The organism is Streptomyces camponoticapitis (genome assembly GCF_014646115.1).
Classification (GTDB): Bacteria; Actinomycetota; Actinomycetes; order Streptomycetales; family Streptomycetaceae; genus Streptomyces; species Streptomyces camponoticapitis.
Map to the genome: position 1 here is coordinate 1 of NZ_BMMV01000038.1, position 14,373 is coordinate 14,373.

Sequence of the window (14,373 nt, forward strand, 5' to 3'; positions counted from 1 at the left end):
GCCCGCTACGCGGCCCGGCTGACCGTGTCACCGAGATGATCTCCGCCTACGAAAATCTTGCCAGAGCCGTGAACGTCCCCAGCCGCGTACGGATGAAAAGGGCCAGTTGTTGATGCGTTGAGACCTGCTGTTCGGCACTCTGCTGCTTGGTCGGTGAGAGGCACATCGCCGTCGCCCTGGCGGTTGCGGCCTGCCGGGCCGGCTACTCGATCTACTTCACCAGCCTCGACGACATGGTCCGCAACCTCAAGGCCGCCGAGACCGCAGGACGGCTGACGAACAAGCTCGGCACCTACCTGCGGGCCAGCGTCCTCGTCGTCGACGAGGTCGGCTACCAGCCCCTCGAACGCGCGGAAGCGAACCTGGTCTTCCAGGTCATCTCCAAGCGCTACGAGAAGGGCTCGATCATCCTGACCTCGAACAAAACCTTCAGCGAATGGGGCCAGGTCTTCGGCGACGAGGTCCTCGCCACCTCCATCCTCGCCCGCCTCCTCCACCACTGCGAAGTGATCTCCATCAACGGCCCCAGCTACCGGCTCAAGAACCGCCTCAAGGCCATCGAGCGAGAGAACGACGTAGCCTGACCACCCACGACGCTTCCGGCGGCCGAGCACTTGATCAGTCGTTGATCACCCGTTGAAAGATCTCGGAGAACTCGCCGTTCTCGATCAGGCCGGCGATCACGCCGGTCATGCTGTCGATGCCGGGATCCCTGACGACCAGGCCGTCCGAGACCCAGAAATACCGGCCTCCGCTCGCCATCGCCTACCAGGCCGCACTCCACCTCGCTGCCATCCTCATCTGGACAGCCGCTTGACCGCCGAAGCACCTTGCCCGCGAGGATGGTCACATGGACGATCTTGCGAAGTTCCTCGTCGCACGCATCATGGACGATAACCATGCCTACGCCTACGTGGCCAGCACGCTAGGCGGCGAGGCTCTTCTCGACAGCCACCTCCCCATGCTCGATCTGATTGAGCAACTGGCAAACGACCACAAAGCCATGGACGCCTCGGACTCCCGCTCGGCCGGCCTGGCATACGCGCTGCGAGTCCTTGGCCAGTCATACGCCGAACACCCCGGCTACAAGCAGGAATGGCGCCCATAGCCTTTCAAGGAGACAGTCCCTAGTTCAGCGATCACGTCGGGCGTCAGCCCGGTGATGCGCTTGCTGTGGATGATTGCTGCACGAGCCCGGTTCCCCACCACACTCACCATGATCAACGATCAAGGTTCCGATGCGCTACCGCCAACCATGCACGAGCTCGTAAGGGCTGTCCCGTAACCCCTGGTGGATCAGCTCGCGTCGTCAGATGCGGTGCATCGCAAGGCGGAGGGCCGTCCTCATACTGGGCGTATTCGGGCGATCCGACAACGCGGCGAGGTGCCGTAGCTGACGACGCGAGCTGATCCACCAGGGGCTAGGGGGGGACAGACCTTAGCCTTACCAGTGCTGACCGATAAACCAGAAAAGCACCAGGAGAAACCGGTGCCGCCTGTGGGACATCCACAGGCGGCAGTCATCAGCTCTCCGGCTGATCCTCCGAGTGATCAGTGACGTCGGGTGTCGTGCACACACCGTCGATGCAGGTAGCGGCTACGGGCGCCGTCAGCCTGATGAGCGGGCTTGAGTCTTCCTCTGGCACCGTGCACACACCGTCGATGCACGTGGCGGCCACCGGAACGGGCATTTGGACGATCCGGTTCTGCTCTTTCTCGGTCACTGAGAGGCCTCCCGCTTCTTCTCGGCTAGCTGGCGCAGAATGTCGGCGAACGTTGCCGGATCCTGTGCTCCCGCGACTCCGTAGGCGTTCTCGAACACGTAGAACGGAACACTCTGGATTCCTAGCTGTCGCGCCCTGGCTTCGTCCGCCCGCACATCGTCGGCATACCGGCCCTCCTCGAGTGCGCTGAGCGCCTTCTCGCGGTCGAGTCCTATCTCGGCGGCGAGCTCGGCCAGATCCTTGTCCTGGCCGACGTGCCGCCCCTCCTCGAAGTGAGCGGCGAGAATCCGCTCCACCATGTCGAGCTGGCGCCCCTCCGCCTTGGCCCACCGGATCAGCTGGTGTCCCTTGAGCATGTTCGTGTGCCGGAGGATGTCGTAATCGAAGTCCAGTCCGACAGCCTTTGCCGCGGCAACGATTCTGGCGAGCAGGGGCTGAACCTGATCGGCCGTGAATCCGCGGATCTCCAGGTAGTCCTGTTCGCTTCCCTCGAACTCTTCGGGCAGATCCGGTGCGAGTTCATACGCGTGGTACTCGATCTCCACCGGAATGCCGGTCTCGGTCAGGGCGCGTTCGAACTTCCGCTTTCCGATGTAGCACCAGGGGCAAGCGATGTCCGACCACACATCGACCCGGATCGGATCGATCCCAGCCGAGGACGTGGATGTCGGTGTCGGTGTCGGTGTCAAGTCGACGTTCTGATCAGTGGTCATGGCCTCTTCTTTCTCGCAACCGTGGGGCCGGCACCGGTGCTCTCGCCGGAGATCACGAGCCCGAGCACCGGTGAAGGGACGAAGGGGGGCGGTCGAGTACGGCTTCGTCGGGCGTTCAGATCGATTCGCCGGTCGTCGCCGGCGAGCCTTCAGAGCTGGGTCCGGGGAATGCGTGGGTTCGTGCGAGGATCACGACGACGACCGTGAAGATGGCGAGGACCGCGACGGCGATCATGAGCGACGCCGATCCGAGGCCGGCGAGGAGGATGCCGCCGATCAGACCGCCGAGGCCGATTCCGCCGTTCCACATCGTGACCATCAGCGGCTGGGCGGCGTCGGCGTGTTCACGCGACGCTGACATCAGCGCGCCCTGGAACAGGGTCGCGGCCCCACCGAACGCGAGTCCCCACGCCGTCACGGCGACGTAGTCCACGACCACGTTCCCCGACCAGAGAGTCAGCGCGACCGCCGCCACGGCGAAGAACACAGTGCTCAGGATGACGAGACGACGGTGATGCCGGTCGACGAACATACCGGTGAGCCAGATACTCAGGATCGAGGCGACACCGAAGGCCAGCAGAATCCACTGCACCTGGTCCTCGAGCCCCACGCCCGCCAGCACGGGTGAGATGTACGTGTAGAGGATGGTGTGAGCGAGCACGTACACACCGGTGACGACCAGGATGGTGCGAAGACCTCGGATACGAAGGAGGTGACGAAGGGGCAGCCGCTCGGCGGCCTTCTGGCCCGGGACGTTCGGCAGCTTCCACATGGTCCAGAGGATGAGCAGCGCGGCCAGCACCGACATGAGGCCGAAGGTCACCTGCCAGCCCGCAATCTGGCCGAGGAAGGCTCCGACGGGAACACCCAGGGCGAGCGCGACGGGCGTGCCGGCGAAAGCGAAGGCCATGGCCTTGCCCTTCAGTGCGTCCGGGGTGATGCGCTGCGCATAGCCACCCAGGAGGCTCCACGTCACACCGGACGCCGCGCCGGCAACGAACCTCGCCACCATCGTGAGCGTGTAGTTGACGGAAAACGCTGTGACAAGGTTGGCGACAAGGAATCCGACGAGCGCGACGACGAGAAGATGTCGTCTGGGCCAGTTCGTCGTGGCGACCGCCACAGGGATCGCTGTGAGCAGCGTGGCAACGGCGTAGATGGTCACCGTCTGTCCAGCCATCGACTCGGAAACGCCTAGCGCATCGCTCATCTGGGGAAGCACCCCCGCGGGCAGAGCCTCAGTGAGAGTGGTGATGAAGCCTGCAGTGAAGAGTGCGATGAGAGCTGCGATGGGGAGGCGGTCTTGTCCCGGCGCCCTCAATATCGGCTCCTGAACCTTGGTCATTTCTACTTCCCTCTCTGGCGCGCCGAAGCCGCAGCTTGCCGGCCGGCCTGTCACATCTCGGTGCACCGCTTTTGCGGGGCGCAGACGATACTGCAACCTTGACATCAGTGTGAATGCAAACCGGACCGTGAATGGCTCTCATGGGGTGCTCGCCGAGAGGGGGTATCGCCGGCTGGATCATGGCTTCGGAGCGGGCGAGAACGCGGCCGGAGAGCCGGTCGACCGGGGAACCGTCACGTCCGGTCCAGTCGGCGCCACGCTGTGACACCGGCGCCGCCCTACGACGTGGGCAGAGCGGTCCGCCACGAGAAGACGCCGCGCACTTCACCGCGCTTGAAATTTAGAGCGCACGCTTACCAACTTGCCTTCACATTAATGTGAAGGTGTAAGGCTGGATTGAGTGTCACCGCCCCGCGGCATGACGAGCCGCGGCACCCATCCGCAGGTTGACCACTACCGAACTGGAGATCTTCCGTGACCGTTGCAGACCTCTTCGAGCCGCTCCCGCTTCTGCATGGCCCTGCGATGCGAAACCGGTTCATGATGGCGCCTCTCACGAATCAGCAGAGCGAGCCGGAAGGCTTCCTCTCCGATTTCGACAAGGAGTGGATGCGGCAGCTTGGCCAGGGTGGCTACGGGCTGGTCCAGACGGGCGCGACGATCGTCGAGGCCAGTGGAATTGCGTGCGCTCGACAGCCCGGCATCTTCAGTGACAAGCACCTGCCAGGACTGACAGAGGTGGCCAACTCAATTCGCGAGGGCGGCGGCTTGTCGGCGGTCCAGCTTCACCACGCGGGGCATCGCGCGAGTCCTTACTTCGGAGGCGTGCCCTCGCCCGCCTCCAGCCGCACACTGCCCGGCATCTCCGCGTTGTCGACAGCAGAGGTGGAGCGCATCCGTGACAGCTTCATCGCAGGCGCGAAGAGGGCCGAGAAGGCCGGATTCGACGGCGTCGCGGTCCACGGCGCCTTCGGGTGGATCCTGTCGGAATTCATGTCCCCGATACTGAACGACCGGACGGACAAGTACGGCGGCAGCCTGGAGAATCGCGCACGTTTCACCATCGAGGTGATCGAGGGCATCCGTCGGGAGTGCGGACCTAATTTCCAGATCGGATGGCGCCTGTCGATCGAGCGGTACGGCCTGCGCATAGAGGAGCTTCGGGAGATGACCGCGGAGATCCTCGATCGAGAGTTGATCGACTATCTGGATCTCGCCTTGTGGGACTACAACCAGATTATCCAGGAGGGTGCGTTCCGAGGCCGGACGATGCTGAGCATCTTCGCGGATCTGCCACGGAAGGGCGTGCGCCTGGGTGCAGCCGGCCGCATCAGGAGTGCCGAGCGCGCCGGTCGGCTTCTGGACGAAGGGTGCGACTTCGTGCTGATCGGACGGGCCGGCATCCTGGAGCGGAACTGCCCCGTTCTGGTGGAGTCGGACTTCGAGCACGAAAGTCCGGCCCTCCCCGTCCCCGCGGACTTCCTGCGGAGAGGTGGACTGAGCGAGCGGTTCATCAGCCACCTGCGCGGCTGGGGCGACTTCGTCCGGCCCGGCAGCCGCTGAGCAGCAGACTGACCGTACGCGGCGAGAAGGGAGCACGGCGATGGAACTGAGCTGGCTCGGGGAGACTCTGCACTACACCGACGAAGGCGCCACCGACGACGCGATCCTGTTCCTCCACGGTCTGGGCGGCAACGCGAACAATTGGCTGCACCAGCGCCGAGCCCTTGCGGAGCATCACCGCGTGATCACCCTGGATCTCCCCGGCCACGGTCGATCCACAGGCACAAAAGTCCCGTTCGGGCATTACGCGAATGCCGCGCAGGCCGTACTTGATCACCTTCGAGTGAACGATGTGTCGGTCGTGGGACTGGCGATGGGTGCCAGAGTGGGGATCACGCTCGCAGCACGATCACCCCGCCATGTCAGACGTCTGACGGTCGTGAACGGGTACTTGGAGCTTCCGCCGCGTGAGCACGAACGACGCGTCGAGCTCTATGATCTGCTCCTGCGTCCGGGTGGCGCTCGCGAATGGGCCCAGCTGCTGCTCGCAGGCATGGGGCTCTCCGGACCTGACGGCATAGCGAGAGGTTTTCTGACGTCAGCAGATCGCATCGACCCTGCACACGTGAATGCCGTCTTCCACCAGATTGACGAGGCCGATCAGGTGGAGGAGTTCCGCGGACTCGTCGTCCCCGTGCAGTTGATCGTCGGAGAGCGAGATCATCTGGTCCCCTCGCCCTCCACCGAGCAGCTGATCGCGCTCGCCGGGAATGCGACTGTCACGCGCCTCCCCGAGAGCGGACACCTTCCCTACCTGGAGGATCCGCCAACGTTCAATCGGGCGCTCGAGGACTTCATGCACCGTCAGGCGGCATCACCGGATGATGCACCCTGAGACACAGCGCTCAGATAGTTGTCCAGAGCATTGATGTTCTGCGTCAGTATGGTTACGCGTTCCCGCAACCGGTCCCGTTCTGCTGCAATCCGGCGAACGAATTCAGGGTCGTCATACTGGGAGCACGCTGCGGCACCCAGGCATGGGAGAACCTCCCGGATGATCTCCGTGGTCAGGCCGGCTCCGAGCAGGCCGCGAATTTGCTCAACCCTCTCCACGGCCGCTTCGTCGTAGCATCGATAGCGATTCTCCTCACGACCCGGAGTGATAAGACCCTGCTCTTCGTAATAGCGCAAGAGACGGGTGGATACACCGACCCGTTCCGAAAGCTCCTTGATTCTCATCGTCACTCCCTGCCACCAGCATTCACATAAATGTGAACCTTGTCTCCCTCAGTATATCAATCAACAGTGCGAGGTCAAGCAGCCGGGCCAGATGGATGTCCTTTGGCGGCACTGACCATGCCGACAGGTCGTCACCTGGCCGCGTGAAGGTCGACAGGAAGTCGAGCGCACTGAATTACTACCTTCGGCTGTTTCATCGATGCATGCGACTTTCGCTTGGACCCGAATCGCGCTGATGGTACCGAACCGCCGGAATGAAGGGTCACATCATCCGACACGCCTACGTGCATGGAGTACGCGAACTTTCGCTATGCTGCGACTACGAGGAGCCCTCGGTGCGGCTCTTTTCCGTGACGGCACACATTTCCGGTCTTTGCGACATGCTTCGGAGTATCGAAGTCGACCGTGCACCGCCGCTTCTCCGTCTGGTGCCACGCCGGAAGTAGGCAGTTTTTCACCGCCTGTCTCCGTGAACGCCGCCGGGCGATCGATAGCCGGAACTCAGTTCCCCGCTGCGCTTGGGAGCGGTCCTGACAAGCCTGTGAGTCGCTGGCGCGGCTACGACTGGTCGGCCGTCAAGTCCTCATCGCTGGAGCTGAATTCCGCGACCGCGCTCTTATGGGAGCAATCACGTGCCTCTACCCAGTCTTTGGCGACTGTACGGGCCCAGAGACTCCGGCCATTGGCCTTCACCTGGGGTGGTGGCATATCGCGCTGGACACGGGCAATGTAGATGCGCAGGGTTGGAGCTTCGATTTTTCCAATCTTCGACATCTCTGGTACCCCAATTAGCTGGTCGGCGGCGAGCTCCGGTGCGGAGAGTCGTACTACGCACTGCGAGAGGGGCCGTGTGTCGGCGGCTCGCAGTGAGGCCCACAGAGCCAGGTGGTTGTTCCACGGTTCCGGTGGCGAAGCCCCCAGGTCGAAGTCGGAGACGCTCAGCAGGCGGACGCCCCTGGGTCGAGAGTTCTCCTCTAGTAGATCTGCGGCTGTGACGGTGGCCGCGTCCTCGACCGGCCTGTGGGAAAAATTCTTACAAGCGGCGTCCCATGACTGGTCTGGTCGGTACCAGGTGGTGCCATCCCACCAATATCCACCCTGTCGGAATAGGAGTTTAGGGCCTCTCCAGCTGCTGTGCCATAGGACAGCGTCCTTGTCCCGGACCAGCAGAATCGTACGACCGTTCTCAGGGTGGTGGCGTATGACCCATGCGAGGTCTTGGCGTATCGGGTCGGTTGTGAAGGCGATCCAAGCCCCTTCGGCCTCGGGAATTTGCTCCCAACGTCCCCTAGAAGCGCCCTCTCCTCGGCGAGCGATGGCTTCCACGCCTGTGGGGTCATCGACCGGAATGTGACTGTCGTCGATGAAGGGCAGTCCGGGGACGGGGTGGTCTGTGTGCAGGCCGTTAGCAAGCGGCTGAACGCGATGCATGTGTGCTGTACCCCCCTAGGGTTTGGAGTGGGTTGGCTCTCCGGCACCGTGACTGGACTAGCTTCCAACCTTGACATCAGTGAGATGGCAAGACGCTGATACGGAGTTGTGATGAGGATCAAGCAGTTACCCGAGCGGACGGGTGTCCCCTCCCCGATGCTGCGCTACTACGAGGAGTCGCAAGTTGCTATAGGCAAGCAGATTTGCAGCTTGCTGAATGCTGGTCTCACGACTGAGATCGTCAGGGCTGTGCTCCCCTTCTGAAGCGCTCCGGGTCTGATGGAGACTCGATTCCCTGAGAGGACCGAGTCATGGCACGTCCGTCTCCCTACCCTGCTGAGCTTCGTGAGCGTGCGGTGCGCATGGTCGCGGAGATCCGCCCGAACCACCCGTCCGAGTAGGCCGCGATGAAGGCGGTCGCGGCCAAGTCGGGGATCGGCGCGGCCGAGACGATGCGGACCTGGGTCCGCAAGGCCGAGGTGGACGCCGGCCAGCGGCCCGGAGTCATGTCCGAGGAGTCTGCGGAAATCAAGCGGCTGTGCGCCGAGAACGCCGAACTGCGAAGGACTGGCGAGATCTTGAAGGCGGCATCGGCTTTCTTCGCGTCAATGTCAGCCTCTGGGGCCTACGGGCGATGACACAGTGGCAGATACCGGCGGGGCTGGCTCTGAACGGTGGCCTATCGGCGATGTACCGCCCCGCCGGCCCGGTCCTCTGCCCCGGAGGGGCCTGATAGGAACGTGCCGCGCGAGCCCGATCGAGGCGCGCCCCGCGGTGGAGGCCTCGCTCAACTCTCCACCGGACTGCGGAGGTTGCCTTGCACGTTGTCGGTATCTACGCTCACAAGAAAACGCATACGCTGGTCGCGGTCGACCAGCTGGGACGCAGAGCGGACGAGATCACCGTCAAGGCCAGTCCGTCCGATCATTTCCGGGCGCTCAAGTGGATTGCCCGATTCGGGCAGGCCCTGCTGGCTATCGAGGACTGCCGCCATCTGACCCGGCGGTTCGAAGCGGATCTCCTGCTTGCCGACCATTCGGTGGTCTGGGTGCATGCGCGGGCTCATGGCCGGGGCCCGACGCTCGGCCCGGGAGCGGGGCAAGTCCGACCCGATCGACGCCGAGGCGGTCGCGCGGATCGCCCTGGGGGAACCGAGGCTGCCGCGCGCCAGCCTCGCCGGATCCGCGCGGGACGTCAATCTGATGGTCGACCACCGCCGACGCGTGGCGCGGAGCCGGACCGCTGCGGCGAACAAGCTGCGCCGGTTCCTCCACGAGAGCGACCCTGAGCTCCTGGTTCCTTCCCGGAAATTACGCCGCCTGCGCGTATTCGACATGATGGCTGCCGAGCTCGGCCGCGCGGTAGTCGGCGTGGAGATCGCCCGTGACCTTGTGGGCGAGTGCCGCAGGCTGACCGAGCAAATCAACGGTCCGGCGGCACGCTTGCGCAGGCTGGTGGAGGCGCTGGCGCCCTCGCTGCTGGATATCCCCGGGTGCTGGGGGTCAGCGCTACCGTCGTCATCGGTGAGACGGCCGGTGCCGTCCGGTCCCAGTCGAAGGATGCGTTCGCACACTTCACCGGCAGGGCTCCCATTCCCGTGTGGGAACAAGGTCCGCGCCCGACTCAGCCGGGGTAGGAACCGTTCGATCAACCCTGCACTGCACATGATCGCGGTCACGCGGCGATCCCCTCCATGCTGGCCACCGCCTCCTGGCTGATGCGCCATCTGTTCGTGGCAGCCCTGACGGGGTTCGTGATCGCCAACCTCGCGCCCGTCCTCTCCGTCAGTTTCCCCATCACAAGGGGTGCCCGGTTCATCGCAGGCGCCTCCTCGGGCGTGGTCTGGAGCCCCGTCGGTGACTACGCGGCGCGTCTGTGGGACCCGGGCTGAAGGGTCGGGCGATGGCGTTCGCCATGGCCAGCATTCCTGCGGCCCCGTCTCTCGGAGTTCCCGTCGGCACGTTGCACGGCAAGGCAGTCGGATGGCAGCTCACGTTCGGCATCGTCACGATCCAGACGGGGCTACTGATCATCTGGGCCCTCTGGAAGCTGCCGAACTTCTCCGGCCAGAAGGCGGAGGACAGGGTGCCGTGCAACCGCATGCTGCGCCGCACGGTGTGCGCACCGTCCTCGTTGTGACGGGCGCATTCGTCCTCGCGCACACCATCCTCTACGCCTACATCGCGCCGATCCTCAGCGACGCCTGCCGGCACGCTCAGGTTCAGTGGATCCTTCTCGACTTCGGCAGCGCCTCGATCATCGGCATCTGGCTCACGGGCGCGCTCATGGACCGCCACCACCGCAAACTGGTCATCCTCACCATCGTGCTCTTCACCACAGCCGCAGCAGTCCTTGCCATCGCCTCCTCCAGCCCTGCCGTCGATTATGTCGCGGCCGCAGTCTGGGGACTCGCGTTCGGAGGAACAGTCACCTTGCTGCAGTCAGCATTGATGGAGCCAGCGGGCAAACACGCCGACGCGGCCCAGCCGTCGATTAGTGACCATTTGGAACATGGGAATCGGCCTCGGCGGCCTGGTCGGCGGCCGGCCTCGGCTCCCACCCGACTTGGCGGGGCAGGTGACAGGGAGCAGTGCGGAAGCGGGCCCCCGAGCAGGCGGTGCTGCTTCGCGCCGAGGGCGCCTCGTCGTGGACAGTAGACGCGGCGTGCACCGACGAGCGGGGCGGGCCATACGGCAATAGGCTGGAGTAGAACAAGTGGTTCCGTCGCTGGCGGTGAGGCCTGTGAGGTGATTGCACCTTAGCTATCTAAAGCAGACCGACTGGGAGCATCAATTGTCCCTACTGCTTCAATAGCGATTAGAGACCAGGTTTCAATGTGAGGCCATCAACCCCGCGTCTCGCGCTTCTCCGACCGGATTTCTTCGCAGAGAGGTAAGAAGCATGTCCACGCACTTCCATACAATCAAAATCAACGGACTCGACATCTTCTACCGGGAGGCAGGCCCTGCTGACGGGCCCGTGGTTCTGCTACTGCACGGCTTCCCGACGTCGTCCTGGCAGTACCGCAATCTGATCCCCGCACTGGCCGACAAGTACAGAGTCATCGCGCCGGACTACCCCGGCTTCGGACATTCGGCCGTCCCGGACCGGTCTGAGTTCGACTACACCTTCGCCAACTACGCGGACCTCATGAAGGGCCTCGTCGACCAGCTCGGGATCGACCGCTACGCGATCTACGTGTTCGACTACGGAGCCCCAACCGGCTTCCGCCTCGCCCTCCAGGCACCGGAGAAGGTCAGCGCGCTGATCGTGCAAAACGGCAACGCCTACGAGGAGGGCTTGCGTGAGTTCTGGGACCCGATCAAGAAGTACTGGGACGAGGACAGCGAGGAGAACCGCAGGGCGCTTACACCTGTCTTCGCCGACGAGGCGATCAAGTCGCAGTACACAACCGGCGTGCGGGACGTGGCTCGCCTGGACCCGGACAGCTGGCTTCACGACAGCACCCAGCTTGCCCGCCAGGGAAACTGGGACGTCCAGCTCGACCTGTTCCACGACTACGGCACTAATGTCACCCTCTACCCACAGTTCCAGGAGTACTTCCGGAACTACCAGCCCCCCACCCTGATCGTCTGGGGGCGGCATGACCTCATCTTCCCGCCGGACGGTGCATACCCCTACCTCGAAGACCTGCCCAAGGCAGAGTTCCATCTGCTCGACACCGGCCACTTCCTACTGGAAGACAAGTTCGACGTCGCTGTTCCGATCATGCACGACTTCCTCGACCGCAGTATTTGAGTGTCGTGGCTCCATCGGAGCTGCTGATCGAGTCTGTGTTCGCAGTTGATGTCAACCGCACTGGTCCTCTAACGACTCTCCATCGCACAGGACCGTCTATGACTACTGCGCGAAGGCTGAGGCGGGCGGCACTTGCCAGCGGGTCCACGATCTGTTGCGGGACAAAACCCGCCGCGCCCGCGAGGTCGCGCTCGGTGTTGTGGATGCGCAGGTCGGCCCGGTTCAGGCCGAGGCCATGGCCGTCAGGTCGTCGGCCAGCTGTTCTCTGTACTGGGCGATGCGTCCCGCGCGGTTCGCGGTGACTGCTCCCACGAGTCGTCCGTCGCGGTAGTAGGCCACCTCCAAGCGCCTTCGCTCCAGGTCGAGTTCAAGGGTCCGAGCCCGATCGGCTTCCATGGGCAGTCCCACGGCCCGGAAGCGGACACCGTACTGGCTGGACCAGAACGAGGCGACGGGACGGTAGACGGCCGGGGCATAGGGGTTGAGGAGTGTGCGTGCCGCTGTTCTCGCCTGTTCCACCGCGTGGCTCCAGTGGCCGAGGCTGAGGAGTCGCGCCGTGTGGGGGTGGGGAAACCGTGTGACGTCCCCGGCGCCGACGACCCTGTGATGTGGCCGGCCGTCGGCACCTACGGCGCGGGCGTGGGCGTCTGTGACCAGCCCTCGATCCAGTTGAAGTCCCGAGTGTGTGAGCCATTCGGTACAGGGTGTGGCCCCCAGCGCGAGCACCGCGGTGTCGGCGCCCACCCTGTGTGTGTCGTTGAGGGTGACGGAGGTGACGCGCTGCTGTCCGTGCAGTGCGGTGAGGGTGGCGAAAGACAGCAGGGACACACCTGCGGCGCGGTGGAGTTCCGCGACGAAGAAGGCCGCGTCCTCACCCATCGGGCGGTGCAGGGGCGCCGGCCCCTGGTGCGCGAGAAGTACGTCGTGCCCCAGCTCACGCACCGTCGCTGCGGCTTCGCTGCCGATGAATCCGCCTCCGACGACGAGGATCCGGCGCCGCGCACCGCGGAGGTCGTGCCGCAGCGCCGTAGCGTCGTCGAGCGTCCGGATGGTGTGCACACCTGCGGCCGGACGCGGAGCGGGCCAGGAACGTGCTCCGGCACCGGTGGCGATGACGAGACCGTCGTACGGGACGACATGCCCGTCATCCAGGTGCACTGTGCGTTCACGCGGCTCGAGGTGGAGTGCTCGCCGGCCGTAGAGCTCCGTCAGTCCGAGAGCGGAGGTGTCCGCCAGGGACAGCGACTCGTGCCCCGCGTCGGAGGTGAGGAATTCCTTCGACAGGGGCGGTCTGTCATAGGGGCCATAGGGTTCCTCGCCGACCAGGGTGATCGGGCCTGTGTGTCCCTCGTCCCGCAAGGCCCGCACCGTGTTGAGCCCGGCGAGCGAGGCACCGACGACGACGACACGCATCGCCTGCGTGTTCATCGCGAGGACTCGGGGCCATCGGCGGGGGCGTCGCCCTCGGTGCCGTGTTCGACACGGATCGCCCGCACGGGGCACGCCGCCGCGGCGGCGGCGACCTTCTTGTACTGGGAGACGTCGGGATTCGGCTCGTAGACTAGGATGTCGTCCTCGTCGAAGGCGAACACCTGGGGCGCGGCGAAGACACACTGACCGTGACTCTCGCACAGGTTCATGTCGACGATCACTTTAAGACCAGCGACGGGGCGCTCGGTCATGAGGTTCCTCCTTCATGTGTGATGGGCGGGTTGAACCGGGAGAACTGGGGATCGGTCCAACGCAGCGGGGAGGCGTTGTCGACGCGCACGAGGCGCTCGACGGTGAAGTCGACGACGCGCTGTGCTCCCGGAAGAGCGGCTGCGTGGTCCGGGTCCCAGTCCACGGCCGCGGTGCCGGTGAGGTGCAGGAGAGAGCCTGTGGTCCAGTCGGGGATCATCAGTCCTGCGCGGGGATTGACCTCAAGGTTGCCGAAGGTGTTGAACATCGAGTTACCGACGTAGTCGGGCCAGCGCAGATGCCGGGGTCCGCGGACTTGGAGGAAGCCGGGGTTGCCTCCGCGGTGGGAGGCGTCGGCGTTGCCGTCCATGTCTGTTGTGGCGATGAAGAAGGTGTCCGTGCTGTCGATGAGCGCGATGTCCTGTTCGGCGAGCGCGCCTGCTTCCCGTGGCTCGCGGGGAGCAGCGGGCTGCCATTGCGGCACCCTCTTTTGGATGTACTTCGGGCAGTTCGCGTAGATCCGCTCCAGTGTGATCTCCAGCCCGTCGCGGGTGGGACGGGCGGTGCCGTTCATGCGCATGCGCCGCCGCGTACCGGGTTCGATGGCGATCATGCCGAGGCGGGTCGGCTCGGCGAGGGTGTGGTGCAGGGGGTCACCGGCGGACAGCGCGGCTGCGACGCTCAGGGAGGACGGTCCGGTGACGGTGATGAACCCGGGCTCGCCCGCCAGGAGGGAGGACCAGACCTCGCCGCGGTTGTCGGCCGCGCCGATGACGAGCATCTGCTGCTCCTCGATGAAGTCCGCGGCCACGTCGGGGATCTCGGTCATGATCGCGCCGGAAACCGCCTTGGCCGTCTCTGTCAGACCGGCTCTCTTCTGCACCGCTAGTTCGCCGTGGTGATACGGGTCCATGTCTGCTCCTCATGATGTCGACGTGTCCGGGCCGCTTGTGGAGCGAGATGCTTTCCAGCAGGTGCG

15 protein-coding genes and 2 pseudogenes are annotated in these 14,373 nt (G+C 64.6%); 9 read left to right on the forward strand and 8 right to left on the reverse strand.

Annotated elements, in window-relative coordinates; all coding sequences use genetic code 11:
• Positions 1-149: 149 nt before the first annotated feature.
• Positions 150-584, forward strand: a pseudogene (locus IEY79_RS35130) (ATP-binding protein); the annotation flags it as partial.
• Positions 585-618: 34 nt separating this feature from the next.
• On the opposite strand, the gene IEY79_RS35135 reads toward IEY79_RS35130, so the two are convergent.
• Complete coding sequence (locus IEY79_RS35135) at positions 619-762, reverse strand: hypothetical protein (protein ID WP_189111762.1); 144 nt, start codon at positions 760-762, stop codon at positions 619-621.
• 88 nt (positions 763-850) lie between these two features.
• On the opposite strand from IEY79_RS35135, the gene IEY79_RS35140 reads away from it, so the two are divergent.
• Positions 851-1,108 carry a DUF6221 family protein gene (locus IEY79_RS35140; protein ID WP_189111763.1) on the forward strand — a complete coding sequence of 86 codons (258 nt, stop codon included), beginning with the start codon at positions 851-853 and terminating at the stop codon, positions 1,106-1,108.
• Positions 1,109-1,720: 612 nt separating this feature from the next.
• Here IEY79_RS35140 and IEY79_RS35145 read toward each other — a convergent pair.
• Together IEY79_RS35145 and IEY79_RS35150 are read right to left on the reverse strand one after the other, a co-directional pair.
• A complete protein-coding gene (locus tag IEY79_RS35145) occupies positions 1,721-2,437 on the reverse strand; it encodes a DsbA family oxidoreductase (protein ID WP_189111722.1) in 717 nt (238 codons plus the stop codon).
• 115 nt (positions 2,438-2,552) lie between these two features.
• On the reverse strand, positions 2,553-3,782 hold the full coding sequence (locus IEY79_RS35150) for an MFS transporter (protein ID WP_189111723.1): 1,230 nt from the start codon (positions 3,780-3,782) through the stop codon (positions 2,553-2,555).
• Positions 3,783-4,256: 474 nt separating this feature from the next.
• Between IEY79_RS35150 and IEY79_RS35155 the strand changes: the two genes are divergently transcribed.
• A complete protein-coding gene (locus tag IEY79_RS35155) occupies positions 4,257-5,345 on the forward strand; it encodes an NADH:flavin oxidoreductase (RefSeq protein WP_189111724.1) in 1,089 nt (362 codons plus the stop codon).
• Between the two features lie 40 nt (positions 5,346-5,385).
• Complete coding sequence (locus tag IEY79_RS35160) at positions 5,386-6,180, forward strand: alpha/beta fold hydrolase (RefSeq protein WP_189111725.1); 795 nt, start codon at positions 5,386-5,388, stop codon at positions 6,178-6,180.
• Here the strand turns inward: IEY79_RS35160 and IEY79_RS35165 are convergent.
• Positions 6,150-6,524 (reverse strand): MerR family transcriptional regulator, encoded by a 375-nt coding sequence (locus IEY79_RS35165; protein WP_189111726.1) that lies wholly within the window; start codon positions 6,522-6,524, stop codon positions 6,150-6,152. The two genes, IEY79_RS35160 and IEY79_RS35165, sit on opposite strands and share 31 nt — an antisense overlap.
• Before the next feature lie 1,742 nt (positions 6,525-8,266).
• On the opposite strand from IEY79_RS35165, the pseudogene IEY79_RS35170 reads away from it, so the two are divergent.
• Positions 8,267-8,554, forward strand: a pseudogene (locus IEY79_RS35170) (transposase); the annotation flags it as partial.
• A 188-nt stretch (positions 8,555-8,742) separates the two neighbouring features.
• Here the strand turns inward: IEY79_RS35170 and IEY79_RS35175 are convergent.
• Complete coding sequence (locus IEY79_RS35175) at positions 8,743-8,991, reverse strand: hypothetical protein (RefSeq protein ID WP_189111728.1); 249 nt, start codon at positions 8,989-8,991, stop codon at positions 8,743-8,745.
• Between the two features lie 657 nt (positions 8,992-9,648).
• Here IEY79_RS35175 and IEY79_RS35180 point away from each other — a divergent pair.
• The 4 genes from IEY79_RS35180 to IEY79_RS35190 all read left to right on the forward strand — a co-directional run bounded on the left by IEY79_RS35180 (position 9,649) and on the right by IEY79_RS35190 (position 11,714).
• Positions 9,649-9,846, forward strand: coding sequence for a hypothetical protein (locus IEY79_RS35180; RefSeq protein ID WP_189111729.1), 198 nt, complete (start codon positions 9,649-9,651; stop codon positions 9,844-9,846).
• A gap of 23 nt (positions 9,847-9,869) precedes the next feature.
• Positions 9,870-10,094: a hypothetical protein gene (locus tag IEY79_RS35185; RefSeq protein WP_189111730.1), complete on the forward strand. Its 225-nt coding sequence runs from the start codon at positions 9,870-9,872 to the stop codon at positions 10,092-10,094.
• On the forward strand, positions 10,091-10,612 hold the full coding sequence (locus tag IEY79_RS38555; RefSeq protein ID WP_373292691.1) for an MFS transporter: 522 nt from the start codon (positions 10,091-10,093) through the stop codon (positions 10,610-10,612). Before IEY79_RS35185 ends, IEY79_RS38555 begins: the two co-directional genes overlap by 4 nt.
• A gap of 244 nt (positions 10,613-10,856) precedes the next feature.
• On the forward strand, positions 10,857-11,714 hold the full coding sequence (locus IEY79_RS35190; RefSeq protein ID WP_189111731.1) for an alpha/beta fold hydrolase: 858 nt from the start codon (positions 10,857-10,859) through the stop codon (positions 11,712-11,714).
• A gap of 222 nt (positions 11,715-11,936) precedes the next feature.
• Here the strand turns inward: IEY79_RS35190 and IEY79_RS35195 are convergent, their stop codons facing one another.
• The 3 genes from IEY79_RS35195 to IEY79_RS35205 are packed head-to-tail and all read right to left on the reverse strand — an operon-like array spanning position 11,937 to position 14,307.
• Positions 11,937-13,142, reverse strand: a complete 1,206-nt coding sequence (locus tag IEY79_RS35195; RefSeq protein WP_229701399.1) for an NAD(P)/FAD-dependent oxidoreductase — start codon at positions 13,140-13,142, stop codon at positions 11,937-11,939.
• Complete coding sequence (locus IEY79_RS35200; protein WP_189111732.1) at positions 13,139-13,396, reverse strand: ferredoxin; 258 nt, start codon at positions 13,394-13,396, stop codon at positions 13,139-13,141. The genes IEY79_RS35195 and IEY79_RS35200 overlap by 4 nt, the downstream gene beginning before the upstream one ends.
• Positions 13,393-14,307: a pyridoxamine 5'-phosphate oxidase family protein gene (locus tag IEY79_RS35205; protein ID WP_189111733.1), complete on the reverse strand. Its 915-nt coding sequence runs from the start codon at positions 14,305-14,307 to the stop codon at positions 13,393-13,395. The genes IEY79_RS35200 and IEY79_RS35205 overlap by 4 nt, the downstream gene beginning before the upstream one ends.
• Positions 14,308-14,373 lie beyond the last annotated feature (66 nt).